Here is a 22,281-nt window from a genome sequence, read left to right on the forward strand (position 1 = left end):
ACTGGTCATTACGACCTTTCGGATAAGCGCCGGACGATAATCGATGAGATCATTTCTCCATAGCAGAGGATGAGACGCTGAGGTCGTGATGATTGGAGGGACGCTAAATGGCAATTTCAAACCTCTGTGCTCGGGCAGACCAATCTTTCACAGGCCGGACTATGACGTCCTTAACTAGTAGGCCTGCGCATTATCAGATTGCGAGCTTTTCCGTTTCTATTCCCGCCGGCCGCCTGTCACATGAAAACCCCGTTCTTAAGGCTTTCGCTTAAGTAAGCAAACCTATTGCTATTGTGCTTATCAAATTCACCATCAGGCATATGGATATGTCCTTACTCCCTCTAAGCATCGCTAACCGCAGCCTACTGCGATTTAGCGTTCTTGCCCTGCTGGTTGTCGGAGTAGGCATCTTCGAGATCATTCAGATGTCGTAGCTTCCCGACCAAGAATTGGTGGTCCAAACTGACGATATTCCGGGGATAGTCGAGGCCGACAAAATAGCACTGCGGCTGGCTCGCACACGGATCGAGGCATTAGGCATACTGGCCATTCCAGACGCGCCTGCGTTGGCTAGTACGCGCATGAAGATTGGCGACATCAGCAGCGATGTTGCGGTCGTCTTTGGCCGTTATGGCAAGTTTAGTGGCTTGGATCGTGAGCGGCACGCCTTCGAGGCGGTGCGCTAGGACTACAGAGATAGCCTAAGCGTTATCAATCAGCTGACCTAGTGGCTGCCGTCAAGCTGGAGGACGCGCGCTTGTGAATACCGATATAGCTGCGGTAGGCGCCAGGATGATTGAAAACTCCGAGTCATTGCGCAAGATCAATCTGAATGAAATCAAAACTTCTGCCGAGAGCGTCAGCGCTACCTATAGGCAATCCCACGCAATCACCTGGCTGGCTATCGGCCTCATCCTGGGCCGGACTCTGCTGTATGCTTGGCGTCTGACAGTGAGCTCAACCCCGCCAATCGCCGCCGTAGGCGCAGCTAAGACGATCGCCACTGGCGATCCAACCCAGACCCTGAACACCCGTGGCCAAGATGAAGCCGCCCAGCGGCTGCAGGCCATGCAATAGATGCAAACCAACCTACGCGACACCCTGGGCCACCTGGGCCATTTGGCCACGCAGATAGCCTCGGTCGCTAAAGAAATGACCGCGCTTATGCATGAGAGTGCCATCGGCCTGCAGCAGCAGAACAGCGGAATCGAGATGGCCTCCATCGCAGTGACCGAGATGAGCCAGACGGTCGGCGAAGTAGTCTACAACGCACGTTTACCTCTAACGAGTCGTGCCAGGCCGCCGATACTGCCCGCCACGGCCAGCAGCAATTGGGCAATACGCTGGTTGCGATCGAGACCCCAACCAAGAACGTTATGGACGCTGGCGAGGGCGCCCAAGAGCTGGCCGAGCAGACCTGCAATATCAGCCTGGTTCTGGACGGCATCCGTTCGGTGGCCGAGCAGCTCAAGTTTCTGGCCTTGAACGCGGCGATCGAGGCCGCGCGGGTCGGTGATGCGGGTCGCAGCTCTGCTGTTGTGACCGACTAGGTGCTGGCCCTGGCTCAGCGTACTAGGGATAGCACGCGCGAATCGAGAAGATGATCGGCAGCAGCCAGCACGGTCCTAACCAGATGCTGGATGCCTTGCTGACCAGCGCCGACCAAGCTCCCCTGGCCTGTGAGGAAGCCCAGTCGGCCAGCGCCGTGCTGCAGACCATTACCCGATCGGTATCAGGCATCGATGACCGGAACCTGGTGATCGCCAGCGTATCTAAGGAGCAGGCCAAAGTCGCCCGAAAGGTCGAACGTAACCTCGTGCGGATTCATGACCTGTGAGTGAAAACCGCAGCCTGCTCCGATCAGACCCAGTCTGCCAGCCAGCAACTGTCGGCGCTGGCGGTAGAGCTCAACGGGCAATTTGGTCTATTCCGGGTGTGACGACTAAGGGCCAGCCGCGTAGCGGACTCGCGTTTGGTGCTTTTCCTATGGCAATATCGACATGGAACCCGCTGGCTGCCGCGAACCATGCCCACAGCGCCGACGCGCTTCTCGCTAAGAGTTCCCAGGTTGCAGTCGCGGTCGGCGCTATCGCTGGGGCACCGCCGTTGCCGCTTCTTGTCTGTCAGGAGCCTTCACCTGCTTTGCCGCCTCAGTAATCTCTGGCGCATTAATCGTGCTCATTCTAGCCAGACGAATGCAAAGGTACCTTCTTACCCTGCAGAAATGAATGACAGTCGAGTTGAGTGTAGGCATTCTTGGATATCAACATCGGCGACGGGCGGCCGCGGCTATGTGGTTGTTGACGGGGCTGTCTACAGCTCTCTTCGGCATGACTTATCGAATGCAACAAATCACCGCCGCAAACCATGCCTTTCGAGACTCCACCATCGTCGGCGAGGTCTCGCAACTCATGGAACAGCTGTTAGAAGATCACTAACCACTGTAACTTAAGGAGCAAAAAATTGAGCGAATATAACGAAAAGCCCGCATACCTGATCACCAACTGCGTCGTCAAAGATGCCGCAGGAATGACGCGCTACTCAGAAGCGGTCCGTCCCCTCCTTGAGAAATTCGGCGGTAGAATGATTTCTCTCGAACGAAACGTGACTGTTCTTGAGGGCTCCGTCTCTCCGTCTTTGGCCATTGTGAAGTTCCCGAGCATTGAGCAGGCTCGTGCTTTTTACGATGACCCAGAGTACGCACCGATCAAGCAAATGCGCATTAATGCAACGGAGGGCTCGACGATCTTGGCGGAAGGACTCTAAGCCTTCGTCAGGTGCGTGGCGGGCTCTACGGTTTGACAATTTTCACTGTCGCCTCGCGTGCTCGCACTTGATCAGCGGGCAAGGATACTAGCTGGTCGAGTACCACACCTTATAGGCCGCATTGATGGCATCGTTGATTGCACCCATTACCGGCTCAAACCGACTTCAACAGTCGAACCAACCGCCGCTGTGCGGCCGGCGCGCTGCTTCACCGCCGGCTAGCAGCATGAATCCGTACCGCTGTAGACGCGCACGTACAGGTCCCCATCCACCTTCACGCGCTAGATCCACGCCCGGGAGCCATAGGTCTTGTCGTCCTCGTGGAACGGCGAAATACGCAAGTCGTTTGCAACCACGATGCCTTCGAGCTCGCCGTGTTTCCACATGCTTGACTCCCCCAAGTGCCGACGCCCCCTGGCGGGGAAGCCCTGATTAAGCGATTCGATTCCAAGGCTCAGGTGCCGCAAGCCTTGGGGCTCCAAGCGACCGCCTGCACATACCCGGCAATCGAGTAGTTGCTCGGAGGTCAGTTTGTACCACTGGGGGCTGCCGACTGATGTCGGGCCGGCCGTCACCCGTGACGTCCCCACGATAACGGCGTGCCCTGGCTATTCGCCGGCAGTCGCTAGCTGGCGTCGCGAAAGTCACCCCGCAGTTGACCATCGAAGTTCTCCAAGCCGGGAATACCGAATACGTACTCGACACCTTCGTTTTCTAGGCATTGGACAACGACATCGGCGGCCTTGGCCATTTTTCTTCGTACCTCAGGTTCTGCTTCGGATTGGGATCGGATCATTCGTCATGAAGCGATCGAGTCAGTCAGCGGGGCGCGCTGACATCGGTTTGGCCCGTGGCCAGCAACGCACCGCGGACAAAGCCACTGCTCAGGCTACGTTCGACGAAATCGCGCACGTACGCTGCGGCTGCATCGTTGCCCCTAGGTACCGCCATGGCCTGGCGAATCGCAGTGAAAGCGCCATCCAGCACGCGATAGCGCGGGTCAGCGTCCGCCATTTTCTGCAGGGGCTGGCGAACCCCGGCTGCTGCGTCCAGATGTTGCTCGATGAACAGGTCGACGGCGCCGGCCGAGGTGTCGGCGCGCACCAGTTCGGCCTGCTTGAGCGTGCGGCTCAGGTAAAGGTCGTAGGCCGCTCCCCTGCCGACGGCCAGGCGCAGACCGGTCGCGTCCAGTTGCTCGACGCTGGCGAACGGTGCACCCTGCTCGACGAGGTAAGTCCCCTCGATCAGCACATACGGCTCACTGAAGAAGATCTGCGCCTCGCGAACCGGCTCGATCGCCAGAAACGCCAGGTTCCAGGCGCCCTCCTCCAAGGCGGCGAATACTTTTCCCGCAGCATCGAAGGTACGCATGTGCAGGGTAACCCCGAGCTCTTCGGCCAGCGCCTTGGCCAGGGCCACGGAGACACCCTGGGGATCCCCGCCTGGGCCGGGCTGGGCGAGAACCGGGTTGCCGAAGTTGATGGCGGCGGTGAGGGTGCCGTTGGGGGCCAGTTCGGCCAGGAGGGCTGGGGTGATTGTGGTGGACATTGAGTTCTCCAGGGGCTGTGAGGGCCTCTTCGCGGCTCAAGCCGCCCCTGCAAGGGGCGCGCAGGAGCGGTTGCGAATCGGGTCTCACCAGATGGGTAAGGTGTACGACACGATCAAGCGGTTCTCGTCGGCGCTGCGGGCGAAGTTGGATCGGTACGCCGCATTACGCCAGCGAATCCCCACGTTCTTCAATGCGCCCGACTGGATAACATAAGCGATATCGGTATTGCGTTCCCACTCCCGCCCCTCTTGGCCGAGCGTCGCGGGATCGGCGTGATCACCTTTGACGTACCGGGTCATGAACGTGAGGCCGGGGATGCCCACAGCGGCGAAGTTGTAGTCGTAGCGCAGCTGCCAGGAACGCTCGCCCGGCTCGGCAAAGTCGTTGAGCTGGATGTAGTTGGCCAGGTACGGGTCGGTACCGTTGAGATACGGCATCGAGGTTTCGCCATTCATCTTCTGCAGACCCACGCCGAATGCGTGGCCGCCCAGGCTGTAGGTGAACAGGCCGCTCAATGCACCACTGTCGATGGCACCGCCCTGGGCGCTGCCAGCATCGTCACTGAGCATGTAGCGCAGGTCGCTCTTGAGCTTGCCCGGGCCGATGCTCCAGCTGTGATTGAGACCCAGGAAGTGCTGCCGGTAGACATCTTGCAATTCGGCGTACTGGTAGCTCAGGGTCAGCGCCTTGCTCAGCGCGTAGTCGGCACCGCCAATCCAGAAGTCATCCCCTGTCACCGCACCGGAAAAACGCCGATTCTTGTTGTTCAGGGTAATTTTCTGCGTATCGCTGGAGTCACGGTCAGTCATGCGATCGAAGCGTGCCCCAGTCAGGGTCAAGCCTTCGATTTCACCACTGGTGAGCAGCCCGCCCTCGAACGTCTGCGGCAGGATGCGTCCGGTATTGGCCTGCACCGTGGGCAGCTTGGGGATCACAGTGCCGTACTTGAGCTCACTCTGCGACACTCTGACCTTGGCGGTCAGTCCCAGGCGGCTGAACTCGTCTGCCGCGCGGCCATCATCGTGGACTGGCAGCAGGCCGGTGCCGGCACGGTCGGGGCTGGAATCGAGCTTGATGCCGAGCATGCCGAGGGCGTCAAGACCGAAGCCAACGGTGCCGGGCGTATAGCCGGAGCGAAAGTCCAGCAGGAAACCCTGAGCCCATTCTTCACGCTTGGACTGCCCTCTGCCATCGCGGAAATCGCGGTTCAGGTAGTAGTTCTGCATCTGCAGGTTGAGCTTGCTGTCTTCGACGAAACCTTCGGCACTGACAACGCCTGCGATCATGCAGGGAGACAGGGTGAAAAAAGTACGCAGGATATTCTTGTTGTTGTACATCTGGCGATTTCCATCTGGTTGGCATGAGACTGCCCGGCCCGGGGCATGGCACCGGGCAGTGAAAGGAAGCACATTTCCGCGAAGGGGCCAGGTGACGGCCCCTTCAAGGATCAGTGGGCCGAGGCGGCCACGGGCTGATCGGGATCCTTATTGGTGACGCGCATCAGTGCCGTCATCAGGAAGGCGACGACCAGCAAGGCGCTGAGGAAGAGCAAGCCCGTGGCTGCGCTTTGGCTGTTGCCCTTGACTACACCGATCATCGACGGCCCGACGAAACCGCCGAGGTTACCGATGGAGTTGATCACGGCGATCGACACTGCGGCGGTCGCGCGGTCAAGGAACAACGTCGGCAATGCCCAGAACGGCGACTTGAAGCTGTACAGACCGGACAGCGCGACGCAGATCATTGCCATCGAGGCTATCCCGCTGGGCAGCATGCCGGCACCGATCAGACCCAGTGCGGCGACCGCCAAGGGAATCGCCGAGTGCATTTTGCGTTCGTTGCGCCGGTCCGAGCTGCGGGACCAGACGATCATCGCAACAGTGGCGACGATGTACGGCACCATCGCAATCAGGCCGATCTGAGTGTGCGTCAGGTCATTGGAGAAGCCCTTGATGATCTGCGGCATCCAGTAGCCGACACCCAGGCTGCCACATTGGTAGACGAAATAGATGAAGGCCAGGTACAGCACCTTCTTGTTGACCATGGTTTGCCAGACACTCAGGCGCTTGACGTTCTTGCGGCTCTGACGATCGCGCTCGAGCTCGGCCAGCAGCCAGTCCTTTTCCTGCTGGGTCAGCCACTTGGCCTGCTCGGGCTTATCGGTCAGGAACAGATAGCACGCCACCCCCAGAATCACGGCCGGTACGCCTTCGAGGAATAGCATCCAGCGCCAGCCGCTCCAGTCAAACCACTTGATGTTGTCCATGATCCAGGTGGAAAGCGGAGCGCCGATGATGTAGCTGACCGGAATCGCCGCCGTGAACAGGGCTACGGTGGTGGCAAGCTCCTTGGCACGGAACCAGTAGGTCAGGTAGACGATCACGCCTGGGAAGAAGCCCGCCTCGGCCACGCCAAGCAGAAAGCGCAATACGTAAAGCTGGTTGGCCGTCTGGGCGAATGCCGTAGCAGCGGCGATGACACCCCAGGTCACCAGGATGCGTGCGATCCACACGCGCGCGCCGAACTTGTGGAGCATGACGTTGCTCGGCACTTCGAACAGGAAGTAGCCGATGAAGAAAATTCCGGAGATGAAGCCGAACACTTCACTGCTCAGGGCCAGCTCCTTGTTCATCTCCAGTGCGGCGTAACCGATGTTGGCACGGTCGAGATAAGAGACGATGTAAAGCAGAAACATGAACGGGATGATGCGCAGGGTGACCTTGCGGACCGTCGCCTGTTCGTCGACAGTTTTATTGTTGTTCATAAGGACCTCATCGAGGGCAAGCCGTGGTCTGCCCTTTAATTGTTATGGATACAACCGAACATCAGGCAGAAAAGATCATGCAGACCGGACTGCCGGTCGAAACCGAGAAGCCGGTCTTGCGCAATGCGCCGGTTTGCACGTCCACCGCAAACGAGACGATGATGTCGCTGTCCTCATTGAGCGCGAACATGAAGCGCTGGTTAGGGGTAAGGGAGAAGAAGCGTGGCGTCTTGCCTTCGCTCGGGACGTACTGGACCGGACTGAGCAGGCCACTGCCCTCATTGATCGCGAACACCGCGAGGCTGTCGTAGCCACGATTGGAGGCGTATACAAAGCGACCGCTGCGGTCGACCTCGATCTCGGAGGCACGGCTGTTACCGGTGAAGGTCGCTGGTAGCGAAGACAGCACCTGCAATGGGCTCAATGCACCGCTGGCGGCATCGAAGCGGTAGCTGGTGACGGTCGAATCCAGTTCGTTGATCACGTAGGCGAACCCAGCTTTCGGGTGCAGGGCGAGATGACGTGGGCCGGAACCCTCACGGGCGACAACGAACGGCTGCTCGGCCGGGTGCAACTTGCCGTTGTCGAAACGGAAGCTGAAGACTCGGTCCAGACCTTTGTCCGGTACCAGCACGAAGTTGCCCGAGGCGTCGAACGGGTTGAAGTGCGGCTTGGCGAAGGGCTGCTCGACACGGTGCGGACCCAGCGGACCTTCCAGCTTCACTAGTTGGTTGACGGTGCCCAAAGCTCCGTCTTCACCGACGTTGAGCACCGCCACTGAGCCGGTGATGTGGTTGGAAACCACCAGAAAGCGCTCGCTCGGGTCTAGGGCCAGGTGCACGGGGTTCTTGCCTTCGCAGCTCGCACGGTTGAGCAAGCTGAGCTTGCCGGTCTGCCTGTTCACCTTGAACACACTGACCTCGCTCCGGTCACCGTGGACGCTGTACAGACGGTCGCCAGCGCGGTTCAAGGCCAGGAATGATGGGTTGACCAGATCATCCACCGTCTGGACTTTCTCAAGCGTGCCCGCTTGCTGATCCAGCCGGTAGACCGTGATGCCATCACCACGCGCATTACGCTCCCGGGTGGTGCGCGATCCGACATACGCGAACATAGGGGTGTTTCTCCCGCTTGCAGAATGTTTCGAAGATAAGGCGCCCGCCGCACTGGCCATGCTGGCCGGCAATATGGCGCCCAACAGGCCTAGTCCGGCAGCCGTACCCAGTTGTTTTAGAACGCTGCGTCGGCCTGCATCGGTGGGCTGCGCGCCCACGGCGTCGGGCGCGACGTCAGTGTGATGTTCGCGGTGCATCAGGGGATGTCCCTCTTGTTGTTTTGTCTGATCGCCCCGGCCACCGGGGCGGTACACCGGTCATTGCCGGGTGCGCGCGACGACCTTGCGGATCACGAAGGGCAGCACGCCACCGTTGCTCAGGTAGCGCACTTCCTGCTGCGAATCGATGCGCGCAATCACCGTGACCTCATCGCTGCGGCCATCGGCGCGATGGATGACCAGACCGATCTCGTTCTGCCCAACCACCAACTCGTCGAGACCGAGGAAGTCAAATCGCTCGGAGCCGTCCAGCTTGAGGTCATCGACGCTCTGGCCAGGCTGAAACACCAGTGGCAGCACGCCCATGCCGATCAGGTTGCTACGGTGAATCCGCTCGATGCTCTGCGCGACCACCGCCTTCACCCCCAGCAGGGCCTGGGCTTTGGCCGCCCAGTCGCGGCTCGAACCGGCGCCGTAGTTGATCCCGGCGAACACCACCATGGGCGTGTGCGCGGCGGCATAGCTCTTGGCCGCTTCGTAGAGTGGCAGGCACTCGCTGTGGTCGGCATTCCACGCCCAGGCACCTTGCCCTGGCTGTGACTCCCCAAGCAGGCGGTTCTTCACCGATTTGTTGGTCAAGGCACCGCGCAGCATCACCTCATGGTTGCTGCGGCGGGTGGAGTACTGGTTGAGGTCATGGGGATCTTCACCACGCTCAAGCAACCACTGCCCGGCCAGGCTATTGGCCGGGATGGCCCCGGCCGGAGAAATATGGTCAGTGGTGACGTTGTCGCCCAGAACCATCAACACACGGGCGCCGCTGATCGCCAGAGAGGCCTTGGGCTCGGCCTGGATATCGGCCAAGTACTGAGGGCGGCGCAGGTAGGTGGACTGTGGGCTCCAAGGGAACTGCACGCTGCCCTCGGCCGATAGTGCCTGCCAGTGGTGAGTACCGTCCCAGACCCTAGCCAGGCGCTGTTGGAAGAATTCGGGCTTGACCACGCGATCGACTTCAGCGGCGATCTCTACATCCGACGGCATCAACTCATGCAAATAGACCGGCTGGCCGTCAGCGGTGGTGGCCAACGGTTCGCGAGTGAGATCGACATCGATGCTGCCAGCGATGGCGTAGGCGACACAGAGGGCCGGCGAAGCCAGGTAGCCTGCGGGCACCTTGGGATTCACTCGCCCCTCGAAATTGCGGTTGCCCGAGAGTACCACCACACCTTTGAGGCCCTGATCGGCGAACGCTTCTACATGCTCCTCAAGCTTGCCCGAGTTGCCGATGCAGGTCATGCAACCAAAGCCCGCCAGATCGAAGCCCAGTGCAGAGAAGTCTTCCAGCAGACCCGCTTCGGCCAAGTAGTCGGCGACGACCTGCGAGCCGGGAGACAGGGAGGTCTTGACCCAAGGCTTACGCTGCAGGCCTAGGCTTCGCGCGTTTCGGGCCAGCAAGCCGGCCTGGATCATCTGCGCCGGGTTGGCGGTATTGGTGCAACTGGTAATAGCGGACATCACCACGGCGCCATGGGTGATCGGCTGGCCAAATGAAGGCTCGAGGAAGCGCTGCTCTTGTGGGGCGCCGATCAGCTTACCGCCGCCAAGCACTTCTTCATGAAAGGAGGCACCTGCCCGGGACAGCGGCTGACGCTGATGGGGCTGGTGCGGGCCGGCTACGCTGGGCTCGATGCAGGCCAGGTCCAGTTCGATCAGCTCGTCGAATTCGGGCTCCGGCAGGTCGTCACGACGCCACAGGGGCTGGGCACTCATGTAACTAACCACCTGCTCGCGCAGTTCTGCCGAGCGGCCGCTGAGTTCCAGGTAAGCCAGGGTTTCGTTGTCGAATGGGAAGAACACCACCGTAGCACCGTACTCGGGTGCCATGTTTGACACCGTGCCGCGGGCGGCCCAGCTCAAGGTGGACAGGCCAGGGCCGGTGAACTCGACGAATTTGCCCACCACCGAGCGCTGACGCAGGATCTCGGCTACATGCAGGGACAGGTCCGTGGCCGTCACACCTGCACGCAGGGTGTTGGTCACGCGAATGCCGATCACTTTCGGAAAACTGATAGGCACCGGCTCACCGACCATCGCCGCCTGCCCCTCCAGGCCGCCGACACCCCAGCCCAATACGCTTATGGCATTGATCATCGGGGTATGGCTGTCGGTGGCGACCATGTCGTCTGGATGCAGCAGGCGCACGCCGTTCTCGCCGGGGGTTTCCCAGACCACCTGGGCAAGGGCCTCCATGTTCATCTGGTGAATGATGCCAGTACCCGGCGGGATCACCCCGAAGTTGTCTAGGCTCTTCTGCGCCCACTTGATGAAACGATAGCGCTCGCTATTGCGACGGAAATCGATGTTCAGATTCTGCTCGACCGCATCGGCTTCAGCGAAACGCTCCACAATCACCGAATGATCGATGGTCAGCACTGCAGGAATTAAAGGGTTCATCGCCTGCGGGTCTCCACCCAGCTCGGCGACCACATCGCGCATACCTGCGAAGTCTGCCAGTGCCGGCAAGCAGGTGGTGTCGTGGAACATCAGCCTATTCGGCTGAAAAGGCACCTCGCAATCAGGACCCTGGCCGATGGCCCGTGCCAGCACTGAAGGCAGTGCTTGGGGCGAGCAGCGTGCAACGTTCTCCAGTAGGATACGGATGGAGTACGGCAGCTTGGCCAGTTGCCTGTGATCGAGCATCTTGCTCAGGTCGACGATGGTGAAGACGTCTTCGTTGATCACCAGGGAGGTGAGGAGGTGGCAGGCAGTCTCGGTCATGCTGGAATCGCTCGGCTTCTTATAATGTCACAGGCCCTGCGCAAGACAGGCGGCACTGCGGATAAGCCGATACTAAAAGCAGGCAGCCCCGATGAAAATTGATCAATCGCCATAGCAGCGTTCTCCAAAGGAGAACGCCGGGAGGAGTCAGTCGGGCAGCCTGAGGTGGTCGATGAAGGTTTTCAGCGTGGGTGAAGCGGCCTCGTATTTGCGCAGAACCAGCATCAATGTGCGCTGCGCCCACGGCTCGCTTAGCGTGACCGCCCTGAGTTTGTGACTTCGCAGGTACTGATTGATCACACTGCGCGGCAGCACGGCGATACCCAGGCCATTGGAAACCATGCGACACATGCAGTCGAAGCTGCTTATGCGAATGCGCAGCTTGAGTATCATGCCCAGTTTGTCGGCTTCACTGGTCAGCAGCGTGTTCATCGAACTTTCCAGATGTGGGCCGACGAACTCATGCTCCAGCACCTCTTTGAAATCGATCGACTTGCGTGTCGCCAGCGCGTGCCCGCTCGGCATAACTAGGGTGAGTTCATCGCGTCGGTAAACGAAGGTTTCAAGCCCCTGAGCTGCGGTCTGCTCAGCGATGATGCCCAGATCTGCCCGACCATCGGCCACTGCGCGAATCACCGCCGAGCCCACCCGTTCCTCGATGTCGAACTTGATCTGGGGGTACTGCGCAGCGAACCCTGCGACGTCCTGGGGAAGGAACTGGGACAATGCCGAAGTGATTGCATGCACCCGAATGTGCCCCTTCACACCGCGAGAGTAGTCACTGAGTTCGCTGTCCAACTGGGCCATGGTCTGCTTAAACTGACGGGCATAGAATAATAGGGATTGCCCAGCAGGCGTCAACTCCACACCGCGCGCATTGCGCAACAGTAGCGGCGAGCCGATCTGCGCTTCCAGCTCGCTGATCCGCTTGCTGATCGCTGACACCGCGACATGCTTGATGCGCCCGGCGCGTGTGAGATTGCGCTCCTGGGCCACAGTGATGAATAGATCCAGGCTGGTAAGGTCGTAGCGCACGGCGTCATTCCCGATAGGCGTCGCAGGCCAGATAACGGCCCAATTAGCAAGGGCGTGCCTACCAGCAACGATTCAGGGAAAACGCCGCTCGCCGAGACAGCCCTCATGGCTTTACAGCGTGAACAATAGCTTCTGGCCGAGTAATCGAGCCACTACGCGGTAGCACGTGCTCACCAAGTCGAACAATCGGCACATGGCGACTGTAGAGGCGATATCTCCAGCCCTCAAGACTTCTCTTTGCTCGGCGGCGTGGGCATAGAAGGCCTTCTTGCGTTCAAAGCGCGTGATTCGAGCTTCCAGCTCTTGGATTTTTTGCTGCTTTGGCGTCAACGATTTGCTGACCGGCGTGACTCCCCGTGAGATAGGGCATAGCGCTGGCTCCCTTGAGGTGCATGTACCCTGCACAGACTTTGTGAGCACCCGCACATAGGTCAGCATCACGCCAAGATTGTGATTGTCTACCCGGCCTGCCCTGCCAGCTCCATCCTCTGCACTGTCGTAGTAGCGCACATCGGTCAAGAGCTTGTCGTTGCCCAGCACTAAACTCTGCTCGAAGCCCACGTAACTTTGCCTGTACAGGTCTCGTAGCTGAGCGTGGTAAGCCTTACCACCAGCGGCCCACCCAGCCGGAAATCCCCTCCGACGTAGCGGAACCGGCTACTGGTTGCCGCTGGGTTGAAGCGACCGTTAGGCGAAGCCACCGACAAAGGCTGGTAATCAGTTGAATCACGCAGGTTGTTGCGATCCACCTGTCCGAGAAAGAGGAGCATGTTGTCGAACTGCTGCGATTTCAGTTCAGCACCCCGGAAGGTCTGGCTGAAAAGCCAGGTTTGACTGGCATAGATCACCGGACGCGCCGGTGCCAAAGTCCCCCAACGCAGCTCGGTCTTGTCGATACGCGCCTTCGTGGTGAGCCCTAGCTCTGAGTACTCATCACTCGGCTCATGGGTGTAAGGATTGTTCGGTAACAGCCCCGTGCCGACGCGGCTTGAGGAGGAATCCAGCTTCAGGTCAAGCCATGCCTGCCCCTCCAGGCCCAAGCCCAATGGGCCCGGGGTGTAACCGGAAGCGAAACTGGCGATGAAACCCTGTGCCCATTCTCGGGACGCAGATTGGGGGCTGCTGCCTTTGTAGTCCCGATTAATATAGTAATTGCGCGCTTTCAAGCTGGCAGCGCTGTCTTCCGTGAAGGTCAATGCCTGGCAATGGGCAACTGGTCCGAACAGCGCACACGCAAGCAACGCCGCTTTTCGGGGTTTCAGGATAGAGGGTCATGTCGACTCCGTGACATTATTGTTGTTTTCCGGATGACGCTACGCCAAAAAGCGATGACGCCCTGGGCGGACGTCGGGCCAATTTAACTGTGGTTGCGAGCTGCGGCGCCCTCCAGTCCGACCAGCAAACGGTCAGACTCCGGGATTATCATCTCGAACGTCGAAGTCACACTGGTGTAGTCGAAGTAACCGAGCCGGGCCAAAGGACGTATTTTCAGGACATCCAGCCGGCCGTCTTCAGTCAGGGCGCGATCGACAATGTGAACGCCAATTACCTTGCCGAATACTACGTCCACTGTGCCCATCGGCCCGTTGCCGGGCAGGCGGACGGTCTGCAGGTACTGGCATTCGAACTGCACTGGCGAAGCCGCCACGCGAGCCGCCGCCACTATCAAACCCTCGGCTTTTTCCAGGGTTGCGTGAACAAACTCATCAATCCCATATGGCAACTCCTGCGCGGTCAGGTTGACCTGCTCGCGCAGGTCGTAGGTTGCCATGTTCCAGATAAATACGCCGGTCTGCTCGGCATTGATCACGCTGTCCTTGCGTCGACCATCAATGGTTTGATTCGACGAGAACATCACCATGGCTGGGTCGAAGCTGACATTGGTGAACTGGCTGTACGGAGCGAGGTTGTCGACGCCGTCAGTGCTGCGCGTGGAGATCCAGCCGATGGGACGGGGTACTACACAGGACTTGAACGGGTCGTAGGGTAAATCATGGGTAGTCACACCTGGTTGATAGAACATGCAAGACCCCTTGTTATTGTTTTGGTTAGATCAAACGAAGGCATCGGCATAAAAGCGGTCAATGTTCAACTCCAGCTCGGTGACGTAATCACGCCGGGCGGAATCGACCACGATGGGAGCACCGCAGGCATACACGTCAAAGCCCTTCAAGCTCTTGAAGTCATTGATTACCTGCCGATGTACGAAACCCGTCGCACCTTGCCAGTCGCAAGCTGGGCCTGGCTCGGACAGTACCGGCGTGTAGCGCAGCCAGGGCAGTTGAGCTTCCAATGTGCGCAACAGTTCGTGTCGGTAAAGGTCAACGCGCTGTCGCCCACCCCAGTAGAGGTAAACCGGACGGCGGTTACCCTGCTCTTGCAACTGCTCAAGCAGCGCCTGGATTGGCGCAAAACCAGTACCGCTTGCCAAGAAGATCATCGGTCGCTCGTTATCTCGCAGGTAGAACGAGCCGAACGGCCCTTCTACCCGCAGAATTGCCTTAGGCAGTAGGGTGTTGAACACATGCCCGCTGAAAAACCCACCTGGCATATGACGGATATGCAGCTCCACCTGATTGTCGCGGGGAATGCTCGAAGCCATCGAATAGGCTCGTCGGCTTCCATCCTTGAGCAGCACCTGCAGGTATTGACCAGGCAAGTAATTGAATGTCGACCCCGGTGCTAACATCAGTCGCAGCACCGCTACGTCATGGCTCACCTTGTCAATGGTTGCCACGCGGGTCCCCATTTGCTGAACACTGATGCCGCGTAGTTCAGAGACTTCCGGGGCTTCGATCACTAGATCGGAGCAGGCCCGGGCACAACAGAACAGAGCCATGCCCTGCGCCCGCTCCACTTCGCTGAGCACATCCAATGGGCTGTCGGCGTGGTCCACGTCACCGCTGATCACTCGGCCCTTGCAACTGCCGCACGTGCCCGTGCGGCAGCTGTGCTTGAGCATCAGACCATCGGCCAAGGCAGCATCCAGCACGGTCTGGCCTTCGGCAATCGGGCAAGAAAGGTCAACCGGAAGAATCTGAATGTGGTGTCCCATCGCCCTACCCTCGCTGAGCCTTGAGTAGATCGAGTGCTACGTCGACGATCATGTCTTCCTGGCCACCGACCATGCGCCGGCGGCCGAGCTCGACCAAGATGTCCAGCGTCTTTAGGCCGTATTTCGCCGCCGCGATTTCGGCGTGCCGCAGGAAGCTGGAATAGACGCCGGCATAACCAAGGCCTAGGGTTTCGCGGTCGACTCGCACCGGGCGGTCCTGCAATGGGCGCACAATGTCATCCGCCGCATCCATCAGCGTGTACAGGTCGGTACCATGGTTCCAGCCCAGGCGCTCGGCGGCGGCGATGAACACCTCCAGGGGCGCATTGCCGGCACCGGCGCCCATACCAGCCAGGCTGGCATCGACGCGATCACAGCCCTCTTCGACCGCCACGATCGAGTTGGCCACGCCGAGTGAGAGGTTGTGATGTGCATGCATGCCGGTTCGGGTCTGGGGCTTCAGCACGGCCTTGAACGCCCGCATACGATCACGGATGTCGTTCATGTTCATGGCTCCTCCGGAGTCGGCCATGTAGATGCACTGGGCTCCATAGCTCTCCATCAGTTTGCCCTGCTTGGCCAGCTCCTCGGCTGGAATCATGTGGCTCATCATCAGAAAACCCACGGTATCCATGCCCAGCTTGCGGGCGTACTCGATATGCTGTTTCGAAACGTCTGCCTCGGTGCAGTGGGTGGCGACCCGAACCACGCGCGCTCCTGCATCGTAGGCGGCCTTGAGATCGTGAATCGTGCCGATGCCCGGCAGCAGCAACGTGGCAATCTTGGCATGGCTGACCACGCCCGCGACCGCCTCGATGTATTCGATGTCACTGTGCTTGCCAAAGCCATAGTTGAAACTCGAACCCTGAAGGCCGTCGCCATGGGCGACTTCGATGGAGTCGACTTTGGCCTTGTCCAAGGCCCGGGCGATGTCACGCACGTTGTCGAGGCTGTATTGGTGGCGAATCGCATGGCTGCCGTCGCGTAGGGTCACGTCGGAGATATAAAGCTTTTTCATCATGCTGCTCCCTGGGTCATTGACAGCGCCATGCGCTCGGCGGTGGCCAGCGCCGCCGAGGTCATGATGTCGAGATTACCGGCGTAGGCCGGCAGGTAATGGGCGGCACCCTCGACTTCGAGGAAGATCGATGTTTTGAGGCCTTCGGGCAGCACATCGAACTGCACCTGCTGCTTCAGCCGATAGCCAGGGACATAAGCCTGTACCGCTGCCGCCATTTCCTCGACCGAAGCGGCGATCTGTGCCTGGTCGGCCAGCTCCGAGAGCACGAACACCGTGTCGCGCATCATCAGCGGCGGCTCCGCGGGATTCATGATAATGATCGCTTTGCCTTTGCTCGCACCGCCGATGGTTTCGATGGCTTTGGAGGTGGTCTCGGTGAATTCGTCGATGTTGGCGCGGGTACCCGGACCAGCAGACTTGCTGGCGATCGAGGCGACGATTTCGGCGTAATGCACCTTGGCGACTCGGGATACTGCGGCCACCATGGGGATGGTTGCCTGGCCACCGCAGGTGACCATGTTCACGTTCGGTTGACGTAGGTTCTGTTCCAGGTTCACCACTGGAATGCAGTAGGGACCGATGGCGGCCGGCGTCAGGTCTATCACCTGGATGCCCGGTTTCGCTGCGCGCAACGCCGCATCATTGCGCGCATGCGCACCAGCGGAGGTGGCATCGAATATGAAGTCGACTTCATCGAAAGCCTTCATGGCGATCAAGCCTTCGACCCCTTCGTGGGTAGTGGCGACCCCCATGCGCTGCGCACGCGCCAGACCATCAGAAGCCGGGTCGATCCCGACCATCACAGCCATTTCGAGGTGCTTGGCATTGCGCAGGATCTTTATCATCAGGTCGGTACCGATGTTGCCCGAGCCGATGATCGCGACTTTCAATTTGGATTGACTCATGCGGTTTCTCCATAGACTTCAGCGAGCAGGATCACGTCCTGCCCGAGGCTTTCGGCATAAAGACGCTTGACCGCCTCTGCGCGCAGGGTCAGCGCTGCGCGCTGGTTGATGTAGCCTTTGTCGGTGATCTCCCCGTCGGGCAGGCTGGGTGGCGAGTCGAGGATGATCAGGCGGGCGGCGTGCTGCGAAGAGGCTGGAAAATCCTTGGCCAATGACTGCAAGCCGGCGCATAGGGCCAGGCGTACTTCCGCCTGCATGGCCAATTCACTCCCACTCATGGCTCGGCCGGCCCGCCCCAGTAGCTCGCGCAAAGCGGGTGTCGGGTAAACCAGCGCGGCGATGACGTCGCGGTCGTGCCCGCAAATCACGCAGTCACTAGCGTAGGGAGCCAATGCGCTGACCAGCCGGGTGCGTAACGTCCCCACGGACACCCAAGTGCCGCTGGTGAGTTTGAAGTCCTCGGTGACACGGCCATCGAACTGGACACCGAGTTCGGGGTGCTCGGGATCAACCAAGCGTCCGGCATCACCGATTCGGTAGAAGCCTTCTTCGTCGAATGCAGCGACGGTGTTGGTCGGGTCGTCCAGGTAACGCGGGAACACCGACGGCCCACGGACCCGCATTTCCAGCTTGTCCCCGGATGGCACGAACTTGAGCTCGGTACCCGGTACCGGCAGACCAATGATGCCGGCACGACTGGAGTCAAAATGGACGTTGGTAACTACTGGCGAGGTTTCCGTGGACCCCCATTCGGTGGCAAAAAACAAGGGCTCGCTGCGTACCTTGCGGGCACATGTGACCAAGCGGTCCCAACTGCTCTGGGGCAACGCTGCCGCCGCATAAAACAGCATACGCAAGCGACCGAATAGCGCCTGCCCCAGTTCCTCATCGCGCTCAAGGTAAGGCAGTAGAACCTCATAACCACGCGGCACGTTGAAGAACAGAGTTGGCTTCACCGCCTTGATGTTCTCCACCGTACGGTCGATCTGCCCCGGCAGGGGGAGGCCATCGTCGATGTACAGGGTGCCGCCATTACGCAGCACCAGATTGAAGTTGTGGTTAGCGCCGAACACATGGCTCCAGGGGAGCCAATCCAACACCACGACTTCGCCTTGTTCGACGAACCGCCAACACTGAGCAATGGCTTGCTGATTGGCGCAGAGCATGCCATGGGTATTGATTACCGCTTTGGGTGCGCCTGTGGAGCCTGATGTCATCAGGTAACGGGCGGGCGTTTCACCATCGACACGATGAAACGCCTCCATTACGGACGGCGTTTCGGTTCTGTAGAGCAACGGCAGCGCCAATGCGCCCGGAATTTCTTGAGCGTTACGCGCAGCCAGTACCTGGCATTCCGGTTGAGTCAAGCGAATGGCTTCGAAGTAAGCATCGCCATCGCTGACAAAGACTGCCGCCGGCCTCAGCACTTGGATGATCGCCTTGAGTTTGTTGCAACCGCCACCGGTGTCGCGTGAATAGGCCACGGACACCGTGGACACCGGAATGCCCACATGCAAGGCAGCCAGACTCAGCAGGGCCTGATCGATATCGTTTTCCGACAGCATCAGCACGGGGCGGCCAGGTTGCAGGTCGAGTTCCAGCAGGCCTTGGGCCAACGAACCTACCCGCTGGCGGACCTGCGCATAGCTCAGGCTGAACCAACCGTTGCCGCGCCTTTCTGCCAGGTACGGACGTTCGGGGGCTTCTGCGGCCCAGTGTTCCAGCCATTCCCCGATGCAACGCGCATAGGGCTGTAACGGCTCGGGTGACTTGAGGATGAAACTACCATCGGCTCGAATTTCGCGCAGCACCTGCGCGGGCGCGAGCTGCGCCGGGTCGTTATAAAAGTCGTACATTGCACGCCCTCATGAACGAGTCGGGCTAATCGCCTCGTTCACTGATCTTGTTCTTGTAGTGGGCCGCCGTTGTCACAACGGCGGGTATTGCAGTGCGCAGCTCAGGCGAACTGACAACTCACTTCGCCAAGGCGGCTGAGGCGCAGCCGTAGGCGATCACCGGCCGAAACGGGTACCATCGGCCCCAACGCCCCGGACAGCAGCACGTCCCCGGCTTGTAAGGGGCGCCCTGCCTCGGCCATGGTGCGTGCCAGCCATAGGCACGCATCCAGCGGGTTGCCCATACATGCTGCACCGACCCCAATGGCGGCTTGGCTGCCGTTCTTCTCCAACACCATGCCTTCAAGGGAAAGGTCCAGTCCTGACAACAGAACCGGCGTCTTGCCCAGCACATACAGTCCCGACGAGGCGTTGTCCGCCACGGTATCGACCAGGGTGATTTTCCAGTCCTGAATCACCGAGTCGACGATTTCCAGAGCCGGTAACACATGGTCGATAGCTCGCAGTAACTCGCTCAGGGTAGTGTCGGCATGAGGCAGATCACGGCCCAGGAAAAAGGCGATCTCTCCTTCGGCTTTGGGTTGGATCAGGCGGCTGTTGTCGATTACGCTGCCATCCTGATATTCCATGTCAGCGAACAACATGCCAAAGTCCGGCTGGTCGACCCCCAACTGCTGCTGTACCGCCAGCGAAGTGAGGCCGATCTTGCGTCCGCTCAGGCGTCGCCCTTGAGCCAAAGCGACCCGGGTGTTGTGTTCCTGTACGGCATAGGCATCCGCCAGGGTGTTGATATCAAAACGCTCAGAAATGCGAGCAATGGCCTGGCGTTGCTCCCGGGCATCAAGGATGGCAAGAGCCGCTGCTTCAAGATTCTGCTGATTCATCGTGTGCTTCCTTCAATACGCTGAAAAAGATCAGACCGCGCGTGCAACGCTCTGCCGATAGCCCTGATGCAGTTCATCCACCAGCTCCGCGACGGTGCTTGTACGATGGATCTGCCCTACGCCCTGGCCGGCTGACCACACGTGCTTCCAAGCCTTGTTGGCACTGGCGATGTTGCCGGAGAAGTCTATTTGTGCACGGAACTCAGCGTTTGGATCTATCCCTGCCTTGGCCAGCGAAGGCTTCATCCAGTTGGCCAGTACGCCGCTAACTGCCTTGGTGGCAGCGATATCGTCCAAAGTGCAGTCGACCAACATATCGCGGTAGGCTTGCTCAACCAGGCTTTCCGTGGTGGCCACCAAGCGCGTACCGACGAGCGCGAAATCGCAACCCAGCACCTGCGCCGCATGTACATCGCGGCCATTGGAGATAGCGCCTGCCAGTCCCAGTGGGCCGTCCCAGAATTCGCGTACCTCTGCGGTGAATGCGAATGGGTTATTGGTGCCGGTGTGGCCACCGGCGCCGTTGCACACCAGCACCAGGCCGTCCACCCCAGCCGCCATTGCCTTGCGTGCCAGCGCTGGCGTGACGACATCGGCGATCACCACACCACCGTATTCATGCACGGCATCCAGCACCCGAGCCGGACTCCCCAGTGCTGTCGAGACGATCGACGGCTTGTAACGTCGAACCAACTCCAGCTCTGCCTCGAAGCGGTCGTAGGTGCTGTGGACGATCATGTTCAACATCCAGGGCGCCCACTGTTCACCCCGATCAGCTGCCAGCTCGCGCTCGTTGACAATCTGCTCCAGCCACTCCTGCAGCTGCTCCAAGGTCCTGGCATTGGGCGCCGGGAAGCTGCCAATGACACCCGCTTGACAGCAGGCAGCCACCAGACGTGGACCGGATACCAGGAACATCGGTGCCGCCAGGACAGGTAATTCAAGGCTGGCAAAAATGCCCAACAACTGCCGTTGCGAGGCGCTCAGGCTTCTCGTGTTATTGCTCATTGCACGTACTCATTCTTGTAATTATCGAGATTGGAATTCAGGCCCGACGAGGGCGGGATGACCCGGCACTGCGGATTTCCCAGCCGCCATCGCTGTGAATGATATTGGCGGTGGTTAATCCGGCGTTCTCGCGAGAGGCCAGCAATACATAGTGGCCGGCATGATCTGCGGGGTCAGCGATCCGTTGCAGGGGTACCGCTTGCGCGGCACCGGCCTCGAACCCTGGAATCTGATTCAGCGGCACGCTACGGCTGTTCAGCCCTTCCAGGCTCTTCATCGGAGTGTTGGTCGCACCTGGTGCAACGCCATTGACGCGGATGTCCGGTGCCAGTTCGTAGGCCAGCTGGCGGATCATGCCGACCAATGCGTGCTTGGCAGTGACATAGAGAATTCCACCGCCACCGGCGTAGAACGCGCTATTGGACAAGGTGAAAATCATGCTACCCGAGGTATCGCGCAGGGCCGCAGTTGCGGCCTGAGCGCCCAGCAGATAGCCCTGCACATTGATCGAGAACAGCTTGTTGAACGCCTGGGCGAAGTCCTCCGGCGCGATACGGTCCAGCCGAGTGAAGTAATCGAACACCGCCGCATTACCGACGAAGGTGTCGAGTTTGCCGAACGCCTCCAGCGTTGCGGCGACTGCGCGTTGGTTATCACGATAATCCGCGACGTCACCCTGTACGGTTATGATCGCTTCGCCCAGTTCCTGCTCCAGCTGACGCAATTGGGTAATGTCGCGGCCCATCACCGCGACCTTGGCGCCCTCGGCCACATAGCGCCGCACCACTGCGCTGCCGATACCGCCGGTGCCGCCGGTCACCAGTGCGACCTGCTCATTCAGCCAACCCATGTCCAGATCCTCAGAGGAAAGTGTTGATGTTCTTGCACAGCAACATGGCGTTCGGGATTAGGATCTTGCGCTTGAACAGCTTCAACCCGTCCGCTTCGAGTCGCAGTACATCCTCACGCCTGCCGGTCAATTGATACTGCTCATCGAGCCCGCGGCTGCGCACGTTGATGAAGCAGGAATACGCGCGGTATTCACCCAGCTGCTCGCCTGCATACACCTCGATGTTGCTGATCAGGTGCACATTGCGGGTCGGTGGGTTCTCGGCCCATGCTGACGGTTGCTTGAAGCGGGCCACTCGCCGCTGCAACTCACGCAGGCCGTCATCGAACAAGGCCATGTGCTCCAAACGGTACGGCCCGGATTTGTCTTCCCGACGGCGGTTTTCAATGCCTGGCATCCAGTAGTGGATAGCTTCGCTCAACGTCAGCAACCAGTCGTCCCAACGCTCGTCATCCAGCAAGCGCGCTTCGCGCAGCAGGAATTGCTCGACCCGCCGTACTTCATCGGAGGTTGGCATCACTTCAATGGTCATCGCAG

Annotated in this window: 18 protein-coding genes and 3 pseudogenes; 3 read left to right on the forward strand and 18 right to left on the reverse strand. The window is 59.8% G+C overall.

From position 1 onward, the window contains the following. Window positions 1–326: 326 nt before the first annotated feature. The 3 genes and pseudogenes from IAE34_RS24625 to IAE34_RS01830 form a co-directional block, all read left to right on the forward strand. Window positions 327–1,547 (forward strand): annotated as a pseudogene (locus IAE34_RS24625) (methyl-accepting chemotaxis protein); the annotation flags it as partial. Between the two features lie 53 nt (window positions 1,548–1,600). Further along, window positions 1,601–1,837, forward strand: coding sequence for a hypothetical protein (locus tag IAE34_RS24265; protein ID WP_233630868.1), 237 nt, complete (start codon window positions 1,601–1,603; stop codon window positions 1,835–1,837). Between the two features lie 626 nt (window positions 1,838–2,463). Beyond that, window positions 2,464–2,766, forward strand: a complete 303-nt coding sequence (locus IAE34_RS01830) for a DUF1330 domain-containing protein (RefSeq protein WP_200137146.1) — start codon at window positions 2,464–2,466, stop codon at window positions 2,764–2,766. Between the two features lie 661 nt (window positions 2,767–3,427). Here IAE34_RS01830 and IAE34_RS24270 read toward each other — a convergent pair. From IAE34_RS24270 to IAE34_RS01915, 18 genes and pseudogenes are all read right to left on the reverse strand, one after another. Beyond that, window positions 3,428–3,517 (reverse strand): annotated as a pseudogene (locus tag IAE34_RS24270) (hypothetical protein); the annotation flags it as partial. A 68-nt stretch (window positions 3,518–3,585) separates the two neighbouring features. Then, complete coding sequence (locus IAE34_RS01835; RefSeq protein ID WP_200137147.1) at window positions 3,586–4,314, reverse strand: transporter substrate-binding domain-containing protein; 729 nt, start codon at window positions 4,312–4,314, stop codon at window positions 3,586–3,588. A gap of 84 nt (window positions 4,315–4,398) precedes the next feature. After that, window positions 4,399–5,652, reverse strand: a complete 1,254-nt coding sequence (locus IAE34_RS01840; protein WP_200137148.1) for an OprD family porin — start codon at window positions 5,650–5,652, stop codon at window positions 4,399–4,401. A gap of 110 nt (window positions 5,653–5,762) precedes the next feature. Then, window positions 5,763–7,079 (reverse strand): MFS transporter, encoded by a 1,317-nt coding sequence (locus IAE34_RS01845; RefSeq protein WP_200137149.1) that lies wholly within the window; start codon window positions 7,077–7,079, stop codon window positions 5,763–5,765. A 61-nt stretch (window positions 7,080–7,140) separates the two neighbouring features. Next, the gene (locus IAE34_RS01850) at window positions 7,141–8,193 is read right to left on the reverse strand and encodes a lactonase family protein (RefSeq protein ID WP_200137150.1); all 1,053 of its coding nucleotides are present in this window, start codon (window positions 8,191–8,193) and stop codon (window positions 7,141–7,143) included. Window positions 8,194–8,451: 258 nt separating this feature from the next. After that, a complete protein-coding gene (acnA, locus tag IAE34_RS01855; RefSeq protein ID WP_200137151.1) occupies window positions 8,452–11,130 on the reverse strand; it encodes an aconitate hydratase AcnA in 2,679 nt (892 codons plus the stop codon). Window positions 11,131–11,277: 147 nt separating this feature from the next. Continuing rightward, window positions 11,278–12,165 (reverse strand): LysR family transcriptional regulator, encoded by an 888-nt coding sequence (locus IAE34_RS01860; protein WP_200137152.1) that lies wholly within the window; start codon window positions 12,163–12,165, stop codon window positions 11,278–11,280. A 483-nt stretch (window positions 12,166–12,648) separates the two neighbouring features. Further along, window positions 12,649–12,726 (reverse strand): annotated as a pseudogene (locus IAE34_RS24470) (hypothetical protein); the annotation flags it as partial. Next, complete coding sequence (locus IAE34_RS01870) at window positions 12,705–13,361, reverse strand: OprD family outer membrane porin (RefSeq protein WP_200137153.1); 657 nt, start codon at window positions 13,359–13,361, stop codon at window positions 12,705–12,707. The pseudogene IAE34_RS24470 and the gene IAE34_RS01870, both read right to left, overlap by 22 nt. Window positions 13,362–13,522: 161 nt before the next feature. Then, window positions 13,523–14,188 (reverse strand): flavin reductase family protein, encoded by a 666-nt coding sequence (locus tag IAE34_RS01875; protein ID WP_200137154.1) that lies wholly within the window; start codon window positions 14,186–14,188, stop codon window positions 13,523–13,525. A 30-nt stretch (window positions 14,189–14,218) separates the two neighbouring features. After that, window positions 14,219–15,220, reverse strand: a complete 1,002-nt coding sequence (locus IAE34_RS01880) for a CDP-6-deoxy-delta-3,4-glucoseen reductase (protein WP_200137155.1) — start codon at window positions 15,218–15,220, stop codon at window positions 14,219–14,221. A 4-nt stretch (window positions 15,221–15,224) separates the two neighbouring features. Further along, window positions 15,225–16,241 (reverse strand): 4-hydroxy-2-oxovalerate aldolase, encoded by a 1,017-nt coding sequence (gene dmpG / locus IAE34_RS01885; RefSeq protein ID WP_200137156.1) that lies wholly within the window; start codon window positions 16,239–16,241, stop codon window positions 15,225–15,227. Then, the gene (locus IAE34_RS01890; RefSeq protein WP_200137157.1) at window positions 16,238–17,146 is read right to left on the reverse strand and encodes an acetaldehyde dehydrogenase (acetylating); all 909 of its coding nucleotides are present in this window, start codon (window positions 17,144–17,146) and stop codon (window positions 16,238–16,240) included. The genes dmpG and IAE34_RS01890 overlap by 4 nt, the downstream gene beginning before the upstream one ends. Next, the gene (locus IAE34_RS01895; protein WP_200137158.1) at window positions 17,143–19,002 is read right to left on the reverse strand and encodes a feruloyl-CoA synthase; all 1,860 of its coding nucleotides are present in this window, start codon (window positions 19,000–19,002) and stop codon (window positions 17,143–17,145) included. The genes IAE34_RS01890 and IAE34_RS01895 overlap by 4 nt, the downstream gene beginning before the upstream one ends. Before the next feature lie 101 nt (window positions 19,003–19,103). Continuing rightward, window positions 19,104–19,886, reverse strand: coding sequence for a 2-keto-4-pentenoate hydratase (locus IAE34_RS01900; RefSeq protein ID WP_200137159.1), 783 nt, complete (start codon window positions 19,884–19,886; stop codon window positions 19,104–19,106). Between the two features lie 30 nt (window positions 19,887–19,916). After that, entirely contained in the window at window positions 19,917–20,894 is a 978-nt protein-coding gene (locus IAE34_RS01905) for an NAD(P)H-dependent flavin oxidoreductase (protein ID WP_200137160.1), read from the reverse strand. Between the two features lie 37 nt (window positions 20,895–20,931). Further along, a complete protein-coding gene (gene hcaB / locus IAE34_RS01910; RefSeq protein WP_200137161.1) occupies window positions 20,932–21,744 on the reverse strand; it encodes a 3-(cis-5,6-dihydroxycyclohexa-1,3-dien-1-yl)propanoate dehydrogenase in 813 nt (270 codons plus the stop codon). A gap of 10 nt (window positions 21,745–21,754) precedes the next feature. After that, complete coding sequence (locus tag IAE34_RS01915; RefSeq protein WP_233630869.1) at window positions 21,755–22,276, reverse strand: 3-phenylpropionate/cinnamic acid dioxygenase subunit beta; 522 nt, start codon at window positions 22,274–22,276, stop codon at window positions 21,755–21,757. Window positions 22,277–22,281: the final 5 nt, after the last annotated feature.

The organism is Pseudomonas sp. S30 (assembly GCF_016518545.1).
Classification (GTDB): domain Bacteria; phylum Pseudomonadota; class Gammaproteobacteria; order Pseudomonadales; family Pseudomonadaceae; genus Aquipseudomonas.

Bases quoted from the DNA above. Each gene is read 5' to 3' on its own strand.
- IAE34_RS24265 (WP_233630868.1), top strand. From the start codon at position 1,601: ATGATCGGCAGCAGCCAGCACGGTCCTAACCAGATGCTGGATGCCTTG.
- IAE34_RS01835 (WP_200137147.1), bottom strand. From the start codon at position 4,314: ATGTCCACCACAATCACCCCAGCCCTCCTGGCCGAACTGGCCCCCAAC.
- IAE34_RS01840 (WP_200137148.1), bottom strand. From the start codon at position 5,652: ATGTACAACAACAAGAATATCCTGCGTACTTTTTTCACCCTGTCTCCC.
- IAE34_RS01845 (WP_200137149.1), bottom strand. From the start codon at position 7,079: ATGAACAACAATAAAACTGTCGACGAACAGGCGACGGTCCGCAAGGTC.
- IAE34_RS01850 (WP_200137150.1), bottom strand. From the start codon at position 8,193: ATGTTCGCGTATGTCGGATCGCGCACCACCCGGGAGCGTAATGCGCGT.
- acnA (WP_200137151.1), bottom strand. From the start codon at position 11,130: ATGACCGAGACTGCCTGCCACCTCCTCACCTCCCTGGTGATCAACGAA.
- IAE34_RS01875 (WP_200137154.1), bottom strand. From the start codon at position 14,188: ATGTTCTATCAACCAGGTGTGACTACCCATGATTTACCCTACGACCCG.
- IAE34_RS01880 (WP_200137155.1), bottom strand. From the start codon at position 15,220: ATGGGACACCACATTCAGATTCTTCCGGTTGACCTTTCTTGCCCGATT.
- dmpG (WP_200137156.1), bottom strand. From the start codon at position 16,241: ATGATGAAAAAGCTTTATATCTCCGACGTGACCCTACGCGACGGCAGC.
- IAE34_RS01890 (WP_200137157.1), bottom strand. From the start codon at position 17,146: ATGAGTCAATCCAAATTGAAAGTCGCGATCATCGGCTCGGGCAACATC.
- IAE34_RS01895 (WP_200137158.1), bottom strand. From the start codon at position 19,002: ATGTACGACTTTTATAACGACCCGGCGCAGCTCGCGCCCGCGCAGGTG.
- IAE34_RS01900 (WP_200137159.1), bottom strand. From the start codon at position 19,886: ATGAATCAGCAGAATCTTGAAGCAGCGGCTCTTGCCATCCTTGATGCC.
- IAE34_RS01905 (WP_200137160.1), bottom strand. From the start codon at position 20,894: ATGAGCAATAACACGAGAAGCCTGAGCGCCTCGCAACGGCAGTTGTTG.
- hcaB (WP_200137161.1), bottom strand. From the start codon at position 21,744: ATGGGTTGGCTGAATGAGCAGGTCGCACTGGTGACCGGCGGCACCGGC.
- IAE34_RS01915 (WP_233630869.1), bottom strand. From the start codon at position 22,276: ATGACCATTGAAGTGATGCCAACCTCCGATGAAGTACGGCGGGTCGAG.